This is a genomic window from Burkholderia pseudomultivorans (assembly GCF_001718415.1).
Lineage (GTDB): Bacteria > Pseudomonadota > Gammaproteobacteria > Burkholderiales > Burkholderiaceae > Burkholderia > Burkholderia pseudomultivorans_A.
In genome coordinates, this window is record NZ_CP013378.1 from 521,731 (window position 1) to 538,159 (window position 16,429).

The following is a 16,429-nucleotide window of genomic DNA, read 5'->3' on the forward strand; positions in this document are numbered from 1 at the left end:
AAGCCAGGAGCATCACGATGTCAGGAAAACCGTCCACGCGCTTCAGAGCCTTCTCCCGTCTCGGCATTGCCGTCCTGCTGCATGCGTGCGTCGCGCATGCCGCGCAGGCGGCCGACCTCGGCGTGATGAAAGGCGGCACGCTGACCTATTGTTCGAGCATGGACGCGCCGCCGCTGTCGTTCTACGACGAGAGCCAGCAGCCGCAGGGCTTCTCGGTCGACATCGCGCAGGAGGTGGCGAAGTCGCTGGGCAACCTGAAAGTCGAGTGGCGCGTGATGTCGTTCAGCGGCCTGATCCCGGCGCTGCAGGCGCGCCAGTGCGACCTCGTGATCGGCCAGCTGTTCGATAAGCCCGAGCGCCGGCAGGTCATCGACATCATCGACTACATGTATTCGAGCCAGTCGATCATGGTGCCCCGCGGCAATCCGCGTCACGTGAAGTCGCTCGACGATCTGTCCGGGCTGAAGGTCGCGGTGATCAACGGATCGACCATACGCGCGCTGCTGGAGAAGGAGAATGCGCGGCTGAGCGCGGCCGGCAAGCCGCCGATGAATATCGTCGTCTACGGTCAGGACACCGATGCGTTCCAGGCGTTCAGGCTGCAACAGGTCGACGCGTACGGAACGACCGCCGAAAGCGCCGCGCACTTCCGGCAGGTGACGGGCAACATGTTCGAGGAGGCGGTGCCGTCGTTCAACCGGATCGCGACCGGGATCGGCGCGCGCAAGGACGAACCGCTGTCGAAGGCGGTCGCGAAGGTCGTGGCCGACCTCGTGAAGAGCGACCGCTATACGCGGCTGATCGGCAAGTGGAAGCTCGAGAACGATCGCTACTGACGCGAGGAGCGCCGCCATGAACTTCAGCTGGGACATCTTCAGCCGCTTTCTGTGGGCGCCGAGCCCGACCTATCTGCACGGGCTTGCGCTGACGGTCGTGATCAGCCTGTGCGCGATCGCGCTCGGCGCAGTGCTCGGCCTCGTCGTCGCGCTGATGCGCTCGTCGTCGAACCGCGCGCTGCAGGTTCTGGCGCGCGGCTATGTGTGGGTCATGCGCGGCACGCCGCTGCTGGTCCAGATCGTGTTCCTGTATACCGCGTTCGCGGCCGCGAACATTTTCCGTTTCCACGATCTCGACTTCGGCTGGATCACGCTGCCCGGCAACATCCAGGCGGCCGTGCTCGCGCTCGGCATGAATTCGGCCGCATACATGGCCGAGATCATCCGGGCCGGGCTGGGCTCGGTCGATCGCGGCCAGTACGAGGCATCGCGCTCGCTCGGGATGCCGACCATGCTGCTGATGCGCCGTATCGTGCTGCCGCAGGCGCTGCGCGTGATCGTGCCGCCGATGGGCAACGAGGTGAACGTGATGCTGAAGAACACGACGCTCGTCAGCGTGATCGGCGTGCAGGAACTGCTGCTCAGCACGCAGATGATCACGTCGGTGAATTTCCGCGTGTTCGAGCTGTACCTGGTGCTGGCGATCTACTTCCTGCTGCTGACGACGCTGTGGGGGTTCGTGCAGCGACGCATCGAAGCGCACTTCGGTCGCGGCGACGCGCGTCCCGCTGCGAATACCCGTCTGTTCGGCGCGCAGACGATGAAACTGCTGCGGGGGCGTTGACATGGGCGAAGCACGCGAAATCGTGATCGAGGCATCCGACATCCACAAGTCGTTCGGCGACACGAAGGTGTTGAGCGGCGTCTCGCTGCAAGTGGCGAAAGGCGAGGTGGTCGTGCTGATCGGCGCATCGGGCTCGGGCAAGACGACCTTCATTCGCTGCCTGAACCTGCTGGAGACGTTCGACAGCGGACGGGTGCGCGTCAACGGCCGCCTGCTCGGCTACGACGAGCGGGCCGACGGCGGCGTCGCGCGCGAATCGGCGCGGGCGCTCGCGCGGCAGCGCCGCGACATCGGCATGGTGTTCCAGCGCTTCAACCTGTTTCCGCACATGACCGCGCTCGAGAACATCATCGAGGCGCCCGTGCACGTGCTGAAGGTGCCGCGCGTGGAGGCCGTGCGCCAGGCGCAGCGGTTGCTCGCGCGCGTCGGGCTCGCGGATCGGGCCGATCATTATCCGTCGCAGCTGTCGGGCGGCCAGCAGCAGCGCATCGCGATCGCCCGCGCGCTCGCGATGCAGCCGAAGGTGCTGCTGTTCGACGAGCCGACCAGCGCGCTCGATCCCGAAACCGTCGGCGAGGTGCTGGCGGTGATGAAGGAACTCGCGGACGACGGCATGACGATGGTGATCGTCACGCACGAGATGGGATTCGCGCGCGAGGTGGCCGATCGCGTCGTCGTGCTCGACTGCGGCGAACTGATCGAGGAGGGGCCGCCCGAGCGCATCTTCACCGCGCCGACCCATCCGCGCACGCAGACCTTCCTGCGCCGCACGCTGCGCCCGGGATCGCCGGCCGCGTGAGCGCCGCGCTCCACACGCCGCCGCGCGCGACGCGGCGGCGTGCCTTCGGGCGGCGCGACTGAACCGCGCGCCGTCGTCGTTCACTCACAGGAGAATGCGCTGATGCGTAACTTCGAGATGCCCGGGCGCTCGCTCGTCGTCGCCCGCAACGGTATGGCCGCGACCTCGCACCCGAGCGCGACCCTCGCCGCGATCGATGTGCTTGCCGCGGGCGGCAACGCGATGGATGCGGCGATCGCCGCCTGCGCGGTGCAATGCGTGGTCGAACCGGGCTCGACCGGCGTCGGCGGCGACTGCTTCGCGCTGTACTCGCGCGGCGGGTCGGACGACGTGATCGCCTACGACGGTTCCGGCTGGGCGCCGGCCGCCGCCTCGGTCGAGCGGCTGCGCGCACTCGGCGTCGACGCGATCGGCCGGCATTCGGCACACGCAGTCACCGTCCCGGGCGCGGTGGACGCATGGACGGCGCTGCACCGCGATCACGGCCGCCTGCCGTTGCGCGACGTGCTCGCGCCGGCGATTCGCCACGCGGAGCACGGCTATGCGGTGGCGCCGCGCACCGCGGCCGACTGGGCGAAGGAAGTCGAAACGCTGACGCGCGACCCCGGCGCGCGCGCCGCGATGCTGGTCGACGGCGCGGCGCCGCGCGCCGGCACCGCGCATCGTCAGCCGCGCCTCGCGAACACGTTGCGCGCGATCGCGGAAACCGGGCGCGACGGGTTCTACCGCGGCGCGGTGGCCGCCGATCTCGTCGGCCATCTGCAGGCGCACGGCGGCCTGCACACGCTCGACGACTTTGCCGAATATCGCGGCGAGTACGTGACGCCGATCCGCGCACGCTATCGCGGCTACGACGTGATCGAATGCCCGCCGGCCGGGCAGGGCGTCGTGGCCTTGCTGCTGCTGCGTCTGCTGGACAAGTTCGATGCGCACGGCGACCCGCTCGACCCGGACCGGCTCCATCGCGAGATCGAGGCCGCCAAGCTGGCGTACGGCGTGCGCGACGCGGTGCTCGGCGATCCGCGGCACGCGCGCGTCGACGTCGAGGGTCTGCTGGCCGACGGCTTCGTCGACGCGCTGCGCGGCCGGATCGATCTCGACCGCGTGCTGACGCCCACCGATGCGCTCACGCGGGTCGAGCATCGGGATACCGTATATATCACCGTCGTCGATCGCGACCGCAACTGCGTGAGCTTCATCAATTCGCTGTTCTATTCGTTCGGCACGGGGTTGATGGGGCCGTCGTCGGGCGTGATGCTGCACAATCGCGGCCAGTGCTTCGTGGTCGAGCCCGGGCATCCGAACGCGATCGCGCCGCGCAAGCGTCCGCTGCATACGATCATCCCGGGGATGGTTGCGCGCGATGGCCGCGTCTGCATGAGCTTCGGCGTGATGGGCGGCCACTATCAGGCGATGGGGCACGCGCACTTCCTGTCGAAGGTGCTGCACTACGGGATGGATCTGCAGTCCGCGATGGATCTGCCGCGCGTGTTTCCGCGTCCGGGCAGCGCGACGGTCGAGGTCGAGTCGACGCTGCCGGCCGCGGCGCGCGCGGCGCTGAGCGATCGCGGCTTCACGCTCGTGCCGGCGGCGGGTGCGATCGGTGGTGCGCAGGCGATCTGGATCGACTGGGACGAGGGCGTGCTGACCGGTGCGTCCGACCATCGCAAGGACGGATGCGCGCTCGGCTACTGACGCGTGACGGCGGGCGCGGCGCGCAGCTGACCGCGCGCCGCGCCGCCCGTCAGCGATTGAGCAGAAACACGACGTAACCGCGAAACCATGGATTCGCCGCCAGGTAGCGCGGCGCGTCCCACTCGCCGCCCGCGACGAGTCCGATCCGAAACGGCAGTTCCAGCCGCGCGACGCGCGGCAGATAGGCGGCGTAGTCCGGGATCGTGCTGCGTCCCTGGTAGGTCTGCACGACCACTTCGTCGACGATGCCCCTCAGCTGGTTGACCTGGTCGGTATCGATGCGGCTGCTCCAGTCGAGCAGCCCCGTGATGCTCAGCCGGCAATCGTCGGGCAGGGTCGTGCGCAGCTGCTGCAGAAACGTCAGGTAGTCCTGAAGATGGCGCGTGCGCGCGTCGAAGTCGATCTGGATGCCGGTGATCATGCGGCCCGACGCGCGCCAGCGCGCGAGCTGGGCCAGCATGATCTGCGTGATGCGCGGCGTCCAGCGCAGCGTATGCGCGCGATAGACGAGCCAGACGCGCGCGTTCGGCGACGGCGGCAACGCGGTTCCCTGCGCGAGGATGCGCACCTGCGCGTCGTCCTGCGGCGACGCTTCGATCTGGCCTTGCAGCACGTAGACGGTGCGCGCGCCGTGCACGACCGCCTGCGGCCTGACGCCGGCCCAGAGCCAGAACGCGTCGTACTGCGCGGGATCGACGGTGCCGGCCGGCGCGAGCTGCGCATACAGCAGCAGCGCCGCGCCCAGGAGGCGCTTCATGCGGCGCTCACCAGTAGTACTTCAGCGTTTGCGCCCAGCGGCTGCCCGGATACGTGGACTTCAGCGTATCGAACCAGCGCTTGCGGACGCTCTTCGGCACGTCCTTTCCGCCGCATTCGCTGTAACCGGCCGGTGCATAGCATTTGATCGCGCGGTAGAGCGCATAGGCGCGCTCGTTCGGGCCGGCTTGTGCGTCGCCCATCACGGCGGTGTAAATCGACATCCGGTGGAACGGCTTGCCGGCGAACTGGCTCGGCCCGTCGCCGAGGGCCGGCGCCGCGCGCGCGGCGCTCGCGGCCGGCGAAGGTGGCGCCGGACTGTCGTCGATGCCCGCAGCCGGCGGGTTGCGGCGCACGAAATCGGCGAGACAGTTCAGGTTCTTCGCATCGGCGGGATTCTGCTGCAAGGCCGCCGCGACGTCGCGCGCGGACGGGCAGGCGTAGCCGTCCTCGTTCTTCGCGCCGAGCCGCGCGAACGGCTTCAGCATGTCGGAAGGGGTGTCGGGGATCAGCGCGACGTCGGTGACGAAGTCCGCGTATTGCGCACGCACGAGTTCCTTGTACAGCAGCGTGTACAGCGCGATGTCGCGCAGGTCGCCGGGGGTGGAGCGGTTCTGCGCCTGCGCGCGCAGCAGGTCCGCACTGGCCGAGCGCTGCAGCAGGACCGCGCGGATCGCGGCATTGCGGATGGGTGAATCGTCGGCGAAGGCCTGGTCGACGAGCCCGGCCCGCTCCAGGTTGATCGCCAGCGCGAGTTCCAGCGTCTCGCGCTGGAAGCGGAATTTCGCGAGCGGGATCAGGTCGCGCCACAGCTGGCGCGCGGCGTCGGCCTGGCCGCTGTCTTCGAGCGCGAAGGCGCGCAGCGCCTGCTGGCTCAGCCCGAAATAGTCGAGCGGCGCGGCCGGGGTTTGCGGCAGCAGCGCCAGCGCCGCGTCCGGCTTGTGCCCGACGTACACGTACCAGGTGGCGAGAAGATAGTCGTGCAGCGCAGGCATGGTCGCGAAGCGCGGCTTCTGCGCCTGCAGGTCGGCCAGCGAAAGCGGTTTGTCGCGGCTCGCGTCGTTGCTCACGGGCGCGCGCATGCGCATCAGGTCGAGCGTCGCCAGTACCGTCGGCGACTGGATGGCATTCATGTCGAGCCCCGGTGCGAGCAGCAGCTTGCTGTCGAGTTCGTTCGCCAGCTGCATCAGCGGCACGTTCGAGGCCGCGGGCGACCAGTGCGACAGCGCGGTGTCGTAGAGCGCGGCCTGCTGCGCGACGTTGCCGTCGAGCCAGGCGACCCGGCGCAGCAAGCCGGACGCGGACACCGTATAGCGGCCTTGCGGGTAGATCTTCAGGTAGGTGCGAAAGACCGTATTCGCGGCGTCGAGCGATACCTTCGTCACGCGCTCGCGCGACAGCGTGAAGGTGTCGCTGTCGAACACCGTCGCTTGCGCCGCGTTCAATTGCGCGCGGCCGGCCATATAGAGGGCGGTTTCCTTCAGCCACGGATTCGGGCTGTGCGATGCGCTCGCGAACGCGCGGGTCGCGCCCAGGAAGTCGTAGCGGTAGAACGCATTGGCGCCGTCGAGATAGGTCGCGAACTGCTGGCCGATCGGCGACTTGACCGCGGGTTTCGTCCACGCGGCCTTCGCGCCGCCCGGACTGCAGGTGTTCTGCGCGATCTCGGCGCGCGCGGCGCGCAGGCGCGCGGCTTCGTCCGCCGGGAGCGCCGTCGCGGCGCCCAGTGCCGCGCCGAATGCATCGGCGCCGGCGCTCATGCCGCGGCAAATGCTGCCTTCGCCGTCGGCGTACTGATTCCACGGGGCGGCGGTGCCCGATGCGTCGCTTGCCGCGTCGGGCTGCTTCTGGCCGATGTCGATCCATCCGGAGAAGTCGTACGAGAACGGCACGACGATCCGGCTTGCGCGGTCGTGCGGCGGGATGGTCTTCGGGTCGGGGAACAGCTGCGCGACCCGGGCGCTGTCGACCATCAGCAGCATCGCGTTGACGCGTGTGTCGTTCGCGGGGCTCAGGATCGGCATGCTGCCGCACGAATAGTCGCCCTGGCGCAGCGACGCGGGTGGATAGCAACCGTCGTCCCCGCTCGCATGGGCGGCGGGGATGCAAAGCAGGCTCGCCGTCAGCGAGGCGATCAGGTGTCGGGACAGCAAGGTGGTTCTCCGCATTGTTCTTGTGTCGGGGATGGGCGCAGCCCGCACCGCGGCCACGGAAGCGGGTTCGCCGGTGCGCATGATAGCGCGGGAGCGGGCGGTGGGGGCGGCTTTCACGCGGCGCGGGCGGTCGCGACGGGGCAGGTCGTCGGGTCGCGGCGGCCCGATGAAGATCGGCCGCAAGAAGGTGCTGCGGGTAAGCTGGACATCCGGCGACTACGGCGACACGATCCCGTCCAGGGGTATCCTGTGTCCCATGCGCCTGCCTATCGCGCCCCTTGCCGGAGCACAGGAATGGAGTCACCCCACACCCCGCGCCGAACGCGCTTCGTCCGTCCCGTATGGCACCTGTTCGTCGCCGCGCTTTGCGTCGGCTGGAGCGCGCTGTCGTTCGGCGCCGACGGCGCCGCCGCGCTGCTCGACCGCTATCGCAGCCTCGGCGAGCAGCTGAAGAACAACCCGTTCCACCGCCCGCTGTACCTCGAATCGTCCGAAGCGGCGTCGACGTTGAAGGGCGACATCTACGCGGTGGTCGACTATCCGTTCCAGGTCGTCAACGGCAAGCTCAACGATCCCGCGCAGGGCCCCGCGAACTGGTGCGCGGTGCTGATCCTGCATCTGAACACGAAGTATTGCCACGCGTCGTCCGGCAGCAACGGCGCGGTGCTCGACGTCAATATCGGCCGCAAGATCGAGCAGAAACTGTCGGACACCTATCGCGTGCAGTTTCGCTATCGCGCCGCGGCCGCGACGCCCGACTATTTCCAGGTCGACCTGAGCGCCGACAGCGGCCCGATGAGCACGAAGGACTACCGGATCGCGCTGGAGGCCGTGCCGGTCGGCGATTCGCGCACGTTCCTGCATCTCACCTATTCATACGGCTTCGGCACGGTCGGTCGCCTCGCGATGAAGACCTATCTCGCGACGATCGGCAGCGACAAGGTCGGCTTCACGACCGTCGGCGGCGCGTCGGCCGCGCAGCCGCAATACATCGGCGGCGTGCGCGGGCTGCTCGAACGCAACACGATGCGCTACTACCTCGCGATCGACGCGTATCTCGCGACGCTCGACAAGCCGCTCGACCAGCGCCTGGCGCGCTGGTTCGACGCGACCGAGCAATATCCGCGCCAATTGCACGAGGTCGACAGGAAGGACTATCTGCAGATGAAGGCGCAGGAAGTCCAGCGGCAGCAGACGGCGCGATAGGCGTGCTTTCTGCGCGCGTCGTTCAATCCAGCAAGCCCGCGACGACCTCGACGATCCGCTGCAGCAGCGCCTCGTCGTAAGGCAGCCACGGCACCGCGCGCAGCGGCCGCGGCGGCTCGACGACGGCGGCCTCGACCGGCTCGCCGTCGCGCGTCACGCGCCCGGTCGCGCAATGAACGGACCACGCGCCCACCCGCACGTGCCGCTCGTCGATCGACATCCGGCCTTGCGCGATCGGTTCGGCGAACACGAGCGACAGCACCTGTTTGCGATGCCGCGCCATCACGCCGAGCGGCAGGTCGGACAGGCGGTGCAGGCGATGCCAGCGTTCGTTCTCGATTGCCTGCCGGCTGGCGGCGTCCGCGCCGAGCGATGCGAGCGCGGCGCGCGTCGCGTCGTCGTCGAGGGCGAACGCGGCGACGCTGACGAGCAGGTCGACCGCGCGTGCCGCTTCCGAGAACACGACGGGATCGATCGCTTCGATCGGGACGGGCGCCCAGCGATCGTCGTGGCGGCGTTCGAAGCACAGTCGCCGCGACGTGCCGTGGCCGTCCGTACCGGGAAAGAGCCGCGCATCGACGCAGAACGTCGCGCGCACGTCGCCGAATTCGCGGATGAGCCCGTCGTCGTATGCGCGCAGCGACCAGCCCTCGCGGCGCGCGACGCCGATCAGCGGCCGGCTCGCCAGCACATGGCCTTCGAACATCGCGGAATCCGCCGCCTTCGCGTCGGCTTCATCGGGCACATAGAACTCCCGAAACGCCTGCCGGACCGGCTGACGGATCGCGCGGCCGACGATCGCGCGCTGCCACGCGAGCCGCTCGGCCGCGTCGGCCAGCAGCGGATGCCACAGGCGGATTGCCGCGTCGGCGCCGACGTCGCACGGAGCGCCTTCGGCATCGCGCAGCACGATCTTGCCCTTGACGATCTCCGGCATGAACGAGCACGTGCGGCCGTCGCCATCGCGCGACTGCCAGATCGTGCGCGTCGAGAACGCCGCACCTGCCGGCGCCTCGACGAGGCGCTCGCGCCACTCGGCATGAGCGAGCGTCGCCGGTCGCCAGAAGCTCGATTCCATGCAGGTGGCGAGCATCGCGAGTTGCTTCCTGTCGGGCTTCGCGTCGAGCGTCATCCGCAGCGCGACCTGCGGCCGCTCGCCGAGCGCGCGTTCGGCGGGCTTCTGGTTGCGCGCGAGCTTCTTCTGCACGCCCGCGTGTCGCACGATGGCCAGCGCGTCGCGCAGCGCACGCACGCCTTCGGGCGTCGGGATCGTCTCGACCGCGTGGCCGAGCGCGATCGCGAGCGACTGCGACGGCACGGTCTTCGCGGCGGTCGGCGCGACGCATACGCCGCTCAGCAGCGGCCCGATCAGCGCCCGCAGCCACGGCTCGTCGCGATACGCGGCCACGCGCACGGCGCGCGACAGGACCTGCGCTTCGTCGGTCGTGAACGCGCGATCGGCCTCGTACGGCACGCTGCCGGCATGAATCGCCGCGACCCGCTGTGCGGCCTCGGTCAGTGCCGCGCGCGCGAATTCGACATACGCGGGCTGTTCCGCGAGCGTGACGGCCGGATCGTCGTGATCGGACCACAGCAACCGTTTCGGCGAGAAATACTGGTTGCTGGTCGCGGCCAGCACGAGCAGCGCCGCCGGCCCCAGTTGCGGAAGCACGTCGAGTTCGAGCACGCAGGACGGCGAATCCGCATGCAGCTGCGCATACGCGTCGCGCCGCGTCGTGAAGTCGCGACAGCCGGCAAACCAGTCGAGCGCGTAGCGCTCGTACCTCGACGCGTTGCGCGTGCCTTCCTGCAGCGGCTCGCCGACGATGCGCGCGATTTCGGCCTGCAGCGCGGGCGCGGGCAGCGCGTCGAGGCAGGGCAGGTCCTGCAATGCACGCCGCCATTCGCCGGTCGGGATGTCGCGGAACAGTTCGAGTGCGGCATCGGCATCGAGGCGCGGCGCGAGTTCGAGCGCGTCGATTTCGCGCCGCAGCCGATAGGCGAAGGTGGCGAGCGGGTCGCCGTGCACGAATCCGCGCTGCTCGATCCGCGCCTCGGCGCGGCGCAGCGCGGGCCAGACCGCGCCGAGCGCGTGCGCGTCGAGCGCCGACAGGTCGGGCGGCACGCTGTCGGCGGCGGTGTCGTCGTCGAGACGCGCGACGAGTTGCGCGACGAGGGACGGGGAGGCGGAGTCGGTCATGGTGTCGGCGGCCCTCGGTGGCCGTTCTCTCTCGATGTTGTTCGGATAGGCGGGCCGGGCGTCAGCGTGGCCGCAGCCGCTCGACCATCTCGTGAATCACGATGTGGCGAATTGCGCGCAGCAGATGCATTTCGCCGCCGAGCGTCGCGGTGAGCTCGGGGCGCGCGGCTTTCATCGCGTCATTGTCGCGCGCGACTTCGAGCAGCAGGGCGTCGGCCTGCGCGGGGATGCGCGCGAGCAGTTCGTCGACGTGGCGCTGCGCGGTCGCACGCGTCAGCCCGAGCGCGGCGCCGGCCTCGGCCAGCACGTCGCGCGTGAAATCCGCATAGCGCTGCACGCCCGCGACGGGGCGCGTGAATTCCGTCAGGTCGGGCCAGCGGCTGCGCGCGCTGTAGGTCGCGGTTTCGTAGACGCCGTCGCACAGCAGGTCGTAGTGCGGCGCCAGCGCGAGGCCGCTGTCGCCGACCACGAAGCTCAGGTTCTTCAGATGCGAGTCGCCGTTGCCGACGACGATGCAGAACACCAGCCAGCGGAAGATCCGCAGCCGCGCCGGCGCGGGCGCACGGCACGCATTCGCGAGCGCCGCCAGCGCGTCGAGCGACCAGCCCGTGTATTTCATCGTGGCCGGCAGGTTGAGCACCTGGCAGCCGTCGATCGCGTGACGCCGTTCGACGCCCGCGTCCGTCTGCGCCCGGTCGAAGCGGCGGATCACGTACACGGGCGCGGGCACGTAGCGGCGCTCGACGTCGGGCACGTCGAGGCCGACGCGGCGCGCGAGCGTCATCACGAACCATTCGTTGACGACCGAATGCGGATAGTCGTGCGCGTGCGGATGGTTGGGCTTCAGGATATGCGTCGACACCGCCTGGCCGCTCGGCTCGAACAGCCGGCCGTCGCGCAGCACGACCGGCAGCTTGTGCTGCGCGCCGGCGAGCGACATCTTTTTAGGCGCATCGTGCGTGAGCGGCACCGTCGGCAGCGCGCGGACGCGGGCGTCGAGGTCGGCGTCTTCGAGCGGGCGCAGGCGCGTGTCGTCGTCGGCCGTGTCGGCCGGCATGCGCAGCGTGACCGAGCCGGCCGATTCGCGGCCGTAATGTTCGAGCAGCGCAAACGCGTCGCCGATATCGGGCAGGCCCGCGTCGCGCGCGAGCAGCGCGCGCACCGATTCCTCGGGCAGCAGGTTGTCGAAATACCACTGCACGGGGCGCGTCGTCGCGCCGTCGCGCAGCAGCTCGGCCTGCAGCGGCAGGTGCGGGCTCAGCGCGAAGCGCGACGCGTGCGCGAGCCACGACGGTGCGTATTCGAACGCCCACAGGTTGCGGTTTTCATGCAGCGTGCCGATCGGCTGGCCGTCGATCGCGGCGACGAGCGTGCGTTCAGTCATCCGACACCTCGCCGTCGTTGGCGCGCGCGGCGGCGGCCGGCGGCGCCCCGGGTTCGCCGGCATCGGCCAGCACGCGGCGCGCAATTTCGACGGCGGCCGCGCGGGCGGGATCGCGCCCGGCGTCGCCGGCCGCTTCCCGCTGCGCCAGCACGAGCCGCGCGGCCGCGAGCAGGCGCGCGGAGGCGGGCGGGGCGGATGCGGCGGTGGCGGCCGCCGCCGATTGCGCGGCGTCGGCGCGCAGCAGCAGCCGTTCGGCCGCCCGCCGCGCGCGGATGTCGGCGCGCAGGCTGGCCCGGGCCGCCTGGCGTTCGAGCAGCTCGCCGCTGACGTCGGGAATATCGACGACGACCTGCACGCCGAGCCCTTGCAGGATCTGGAACACCTTGCCCCACTGCACGGTGTCCGCGCCGCGCTCGGCCTTGACCATGAAGGATTCGCTGACGCCGACGCTGCCGGCCGCGTCGTCCTGGCGCAACTGCTGGGCCTTGCGCGCGGCGCGGATCACGCCGCCGATGTCGGCAGCCTGTTCGATCGTGTAACGCATGATGGGACTCCGGTTGCGGCAAGCATGCGGTCGGTCGGTCCAAGTGTGGACCGGACACGCTGCCGCCGCCGTCGCAATTCGACGAAAACTATACGATCGCACAGTATTGCATGCCGATTGCGAAATTCAAGAGGAAACTGTGCGATCGACGAGTTTTTATCGACGCTACGGTCAATGGCACAAAAAACTGTTCGATCGAATAGTTTTTGTGGCGGTTTCCTGATTCATAAGACGTACAGTTCCCATGCATCGCGCAGATCACGCGAAACTGTACTCTTGTCCGCGCGGGCGATGTGTGTACCCGGCTCCAACTGTTCTGCTCTTAAGATTCCATCATCTAGTACACAGTGCCGCCGATCCCTGTCGTTCCGGACCGGCCGGCGCATCCTATATAGAGAGTCAGCGCGATGGAAAAGGCAAAACCGGACAGCAGGACCCCGCACCACGACGGCCCGTCGAGCGGGCCGAACACGCGCGTGTCGGACGCGCACCGCATCGCGGCGCGCACGCCGGCGCGGAGCGCGCGATGAAGCTCTACGAAAAGCTCGCGGACGACATCGAGCGGCTGATTCGCCAGGGCGTGTACCGGCACGGCGACCGGATTCCGTCGGTGCGGCAGGCGAGCCAGCAGCACCGGATCAGCATCACGACCGTGCTGCATGCGTATCTGCTGCTCGAAAGCCGCGGCCTGCTCGAAAGCCGTCCGCAATCGGGCTATTTCGTGAACCTGCGGCGCGACGACGGCCATGCGCCGGTGCGCGAGCTGCGACCGTCGAAACCGATCGCGATCTCGTCGTCGGTGGACGTGAGCCGGCTCGTGCTGTCGACGCTGCGCTCGATCGGCACGGACGACGCGGTGCCGCTCGGTTCGCCGTATCCGGACCCGAACCTGTTCCCGTTCGAGAAGCTGAATCGGTATGCGTATGCGGCGGGCCGCGACAAGTCGCTGTGGGGCGTGACCGACGGCCTGCCGCCCGGCCATCCGCGGCTGATCCGGCAGATCGCGCGCCGCTATCTGGAAAACGGCATGTCGGTCGATCCGAACGAGATCATCGTGACGGTCGGCGCGACCGAGGCGATCAATCTGTGCCTGCAGGCGGTCGCGAAGCCCGGCGACACGATCGCAGTCGAATCGCCGACGTTCTACGCGATGCTGCACGCGATCGAGCGGATGGGGATGAAGGCGATCGAGGTCGCGACGCATCCCGAGTACGGCATCGATATCGCCGCGCTGGCGGCGATCGCGAAGTCGCAGCCGATCGCCGCGTGCATGGTGATGCCGAACTTCCAGAACCCGCTCGGCTTTCAAATGCCCGACGCGCGCAAGCGCGAGCTGGTGGCGTTCGCGACGCAGGCCGATCTGCCGCTGATCGAGAACGGCGTGTACAACGAACTGTATTTCGGCGATGCGCACCCGAGCACGCTGAAATCCTACGACCGCAGCGGGATCGTGCTGCATTGCTCGTCGTTCTCGAAGAGCCTGACGGCCGCGTACCGGATCGGCTGGGCGCTGCCGGGCCGCTATCGCGACCAGGTCGAGAAACTGAAGTTTCTGAATACGCTGGCGACGCCTTCGCTGCCGCAGCTGGCGATCGCGGAGTTTCTCGAACGGGACGGCTACGAGCATCACCTACGCCGCCTGCGCAAGGCCTATGCGCAGCAGGCGAACCTGATGCGGGCGATGGTGTCGCGTTTCTTTCCGGAGGGCACGCGGATCTCGAGTCCGGCGGGCGGCTACGTGCTGTGGATCGAGCTGCCGGCGCAGGTCGACGCGATGCGCCTGTATCAGCTCGCGCTGGAGCAGGGGATCACGATCGGGCCCGGCTACATGTTCTCGATCACGGACAACTACCGCAACTTCATCCGGCTGAACTACAGCAGCCCGTGGTCGCCCGAGATCGAACAGGCCGTGATCACGGTGGGCAAGCTGGCGACGGCGTGCATGCGCTGAACGAGTCCGGGCGACGCGGGAGCGTCGTTCGGGGAGACGGCGGTCGCGCGGTTCGCCTGCGTGCGCCGGCCTACCTGAGCGACCAGATCCCCCAGATGGCGATCAACAAGCCGAGGCCAAAGCCGCAGCCCAGCAATACGTAGGTTTCCATGTCGAGTCCCTGCCGAAGGTTGGCCGCGCCTCGACGATCGAAGCGTGGCGTTCGGCCCACGCATACTACGTGCTGCAGCTTTCAGAACGCATGCGCGCCGCCGCTCACGGGCGCACGACGTGGCCGCTGCCCGGCTGCGCACCGGGCGCGCCGGCATGCCGGAACACGCCCGATTTCCAGATCATCTGCGCGGCCGCGATCAGCACGAACAGCAGCACCACGCGCCGGAACAGCATCGGCGACATCCGGTCGCGCAGCGGGCGGATCAGCCACATGCCGACGATCGCGGGCAGGCTGGCCGCCGCCGAGATCGCGAGGTCGGCGCCGCTCGCGTGCGCGGCGCTGCTGAACGTCGTGATCAGCGTGACGATCGACACGACCAGGATGATCGCGATCTGCTTGGTGAAGACGCGCCCGGTCGCGCCGGACGAGATCAGGTAGGTGGCGAGCAGCGGGCCGGGCACCGATGCGATGCTCTCCATCAGCGCCGCGCCGAATCCGAGCGCGAAGCCGACCGGCTTGCGCCACGCGGGCGGCAGGTTCAGCTTCGGTGCGGCCAGCATCAGCGTCGCGGCGAGGATCAGCAGCGCGCCGGAGGCGGCCTGCGCGTGATGCGGATTCAGCGACAGCAGGATCGCCACACCGACGACGTTGCCGACGACCGTGCCCGCGATCGGCGCGGCGATCTGCCGGAGCGTCGCCAGCATCTCGCCGCCTTCGAGCGCCTGCGGGATGTTGCCGAGGATGATCGGCATCGACAGCAGCAGCACCGCGTACTGGATCGGCAGGAACTGGCTGAGGATCGGCATCGCGACCAGCGGCACGCCGATGCCGGTGATGCCCTTGACCATGCCGCCCAGCAGCAGCGCGACGACGATGCCGGTCAGTTCGAGCGGCGCGAGCCCTTGCAGGCTGGAGACCAGGACACCGTCGGCGGGATTGAAGTGAATCATGGCGTGGCAGGGCGGGACGTAGCGGGCAGGCAGCGATTGTCGACGATCCGGCACGGGCTGTCGACTGGCGGGGCGGCCGCCGCCCGCTCTGTCCGCTCTGCCCGCCGTATCTGCCTTACCCGCCGGTCACCGGCGGAAAGAACGCGACCTCGCTGCCGTCGTGCACGACGAAGTCGCCCGTCACCATTTCGAGGTTGACGGCCGCCCGCACCGGGCGGTCCACGCGCAGCGCTTCGGCGCTGCGGGCGTCGCGCGCGGCGAGCGTGCCGCGCAGCGCGTCGACGGTGAGTTCGCGCGCGTCGATCTCGACGACTTCCTCGTCGACATGCAGGTGTTCGCGAATGCTTGCAAAGTATTTGATCGTCAGTTTCATTGCGGTGTCGTCAGCGGAATCGGCGGAGCCGGAAAGGGAATGGCGCGACCTTCAACCCCAGCGCCGCATCGCGAGGTCGTCGTGCGCCTTCGCTTCGACCCAGCCGGATTCGCCGTCATGCCGGATCTCCTTCTTCCAGAACGGCGCGTGGGTCTTCAGAAAATCCATCAGGAATTCGCAGGCGTCGAACGCGGCCGCGCGATGCGCGGCGGCGACCACGACCAGCACGACCGGCTGGCCGAGCGGAATGCGGCCCACGCGATGCACGATCCGCGCCGCTTCGAGCTGCCAGCGCGCGCTGGCTTCCTCGACGATGCTCCACAGCGCCTGCTCGGTCATCGTCGGATAGTGTTCGACTTCGAGCGCGACGACGTCGTCGATGTCGCCTTCGTTGCGCACGACCCCGAGGAAATTCACGACCGCGCCGACCTTCGGATTGCGAACGATCGGCGCAAGCTCCGCGCCGGCGTCGATCGGCGCGTGCTGCACGCGGACTTCGAAGCCGGCCGAGATCGACGGCGGCGGTTCGGAATGCGGATCGACCGCTTCGGGAGGATGGCCGGCGTGCAGCGGATCGTCCGGCGGTTCGGTGCGGGTTTCGGTGAATGTCGTCATGGTGGTTCTCCAGTGGCGGTTCGTGCGGC

General features: G+C 69.0%; 14 protein-coding genes. 6 read left to right on the forward strand and 8 right to left on the reverse strand.

What is annotated here, in order from left to right; all coding sequences use genetic code 11:
* Positions 1–17: 17 nt before the first annotated feature.
* The 4 genes from WS57_RS15170 to WS57_RS15185 all read left to right on the forward strand — a co-directional run bounded on the left by WS57_RS15170 (position 18) and on the right by WS57_RS15185 (position 4,114).
* Positions 18–836: an ABC transporter substrate-binding protein gene (locus WS57_RS15170; protein WP_009691685.1), complete on the forward strand. Its 819-nt coding sequence runs from the start codon at positions 18–20 to the stop codon at positions 834–836.
* Between the two features lie 16 nt (positions 837–852).
* Positions 853–1,620 (forward strand): amino acid ABC transporter permease, encoded by a 768-nt coding sequence (locus tag WS57_RS15175; RefSeq protein ID WP_069244492.1) that lies wholly within the window; start codon positions 853–855, stop codon positions 1,618–1,620.
* Between the two features lies 1 nt (position 1,621).
* Positions 1,622–2,419, forward strand: a complete 798-nt coding sequence (locus tag WS57_RS15180) for an amino acid ABC transporter ATP-binding protein (protein ID WP_069244493.1) — start codon at positions 1,622–1,624, stop codon at positions 2,417–2,419.
* A gap of 102 nt (positions 2,420–2,521) precedes the next feature.
* Positions 2,522–4,114 (forward strand): gamma-glutamyltransferase family protein, encoded by a 1,593-nt coding sequence (locus tag WS57_RS15185; RefSeq protein WP_059513543.1) that lies wholly within the window; start codon positions 2,522–2,524, stop codon positions 4,112–4,114.
* A gap of 49 nt (positions 4,115–4,163) precedes the next feature.
* On the opposite strand, the gene WS57_RS15190 is transcribed toward WS57_RS15185, so the two are convergent.
* Both WS57_RS15190 and WS57_RS15195 read right to left on the reverse strand, forming a co-directional pair.
* Positions 4,164–4,871, reverse strand: coding sequence for a DUF3142 domain-containing protein (locus WS57_RS15190; protein WP_009695358.1), 708 nt, complete (start codon positions 4,869–4,871; stop codon positions 4,164–4,166).
* A gap of 7 nt (positions 4,872–4,878) precedes the next feature.
* Positions 4,879–7,038 carry a hypothetical protein gene (locus WS57_RS15195; protein WP_059606105.1) on the reverse strand — a complete coding sequence of 720 codons (2,160 nt, stop codon included), beginning with the start codon at positions 7,036–7,038 and terminating at the stop codon, positions 4,879–4,881.
* 279 nt (positions 7,039–7,317) lie between these two features.
* Here WS57_RS15195 and WS57_RS15200 point away from each other — a divergent pair, with 279 nt between their 5' ends.
* Positions 7,318–8,229, forward strand: a complete 912-nt coding sequence (locus WS57_RS15200; RefSeq protein ID WP_009695355.1) for a hypothetical protein — start codon at positions 7,318–7,320, stop codon at positions 8,227–8,229.
* 22 nt (positions 8,230–8,251) lie between these two features.
* On the opposite strand, the gene WS57_RS15205 is transcribed toward WS57_RS15200, so the two are convergent.
* The 3 genes from WS57_RS15205 to WS57_RS15215 all read right to left on the reverse strand — a co-directional run bounded on the left by WS57_RS15205 (position 8,252) and on the right by WS57_RS15215 (position 12,357).
* Positions 8,252–10,429 carry a DUF4132 domain-containing protein gene (locus WS57_RS15205; protein WP_069244494.1) on the reverse strand — a complete coding sequence of 726 codons (2,178 nt, stop codon included), beginning with the start codon at positions 10,427–10,429 and terminating at the stop codon, positions 8,252–8,254.
* A gap of 61 nt (positions 10,430–10,490) precedes the next feature.
* Positions 10,491–11,813 carry a HipA domain-containing protein gene (locus tag WS57_RS15210; protein WP_069244495.1) on the reverse strand — a complete coding sequence of 441 codons (1,323 nt, stop codon included), beginning with the start codon at positions 11,811–11,813 and terminating at the stop codon, positions 10,491–10,493.
* On the reverse strand, positions 11,806–12,357 hold the full coding sequence (locus tag WS57_RS15215; RefSeq protein WP_059513481.1) for a helix-turn-helix domain-containing protein: 552 nt from the start codon (positions 12,355–12,357) through the stop codon (positions 11,806–11,808). Before WS57_RS15215 ends, WS57_RS15210 begins: the two co-directional genes overlap by 8 nt.
* Positions 12,358–12,883: 526 nt before the next feature.
* Here WS57_RS15215 and WS57_RS15220 point away from each other — a divergent pair.
* Complete coding sequence (locus tag WS57_RS15220; RefSeq protein WP_069244496.1) at positions 12,884–14,308, forward strand: PLP-dependent aminotransferase family protein; 1,425 nt, start codon at positions 12,884–12,886, stop codon at positions 14,306–14,308.
* A gap of 255 nt (positions 14,309–14,563) precedes the next feature.
* Here the strand turns inward: WS57_RS15220 and WS57_RS15225 are convergent, their stop codons facing one another.
* From WS57_RS15225 to WS57_RS15235, 3 genes are all read right to left on the reverse strand, one after another.
* Positions 14,564–15,412 (reverse strand): sulfite exporter TauE/SafE family protein, encoded by an 849-nt coding sequence (locus WS57_RS15225; RefSeq protein WP_038455677.1) that lies wholly within the window; start codon positions 15,410–15,412, stop codon positions 14,564–14,566.
* A gap of 115 nt (positions 15,413–15,527) precedes the next feature.
* Positions 15,528–15,785 (reverse strand): molybdopterin converting factor subunit 1, encoded by a 258-nt coding sequence (gene moaD, locus WS57_RS15230; RefSeq protein WP_059513479.1) that lies wholly within the window; start codon positions 15,783–15,785, stop codon positions 15,528–15,530.
* Positions 15,786–15,836: 51 nt separating this feature from the next.
* Positions 15,837–16,400, reverse strand: coding sequence for a molybdenum cofactor biosynthesis protein MoaE (locus WS57_RS15235; RefSeq protein ID WP_038455681.1), 564 nt, complete (start codon positions 16,398–16,400; stop codon positions 15,837–15,839).
* Between the last annotated feature and the right edge of the window lie 29 nt (positions 16,401–16,429).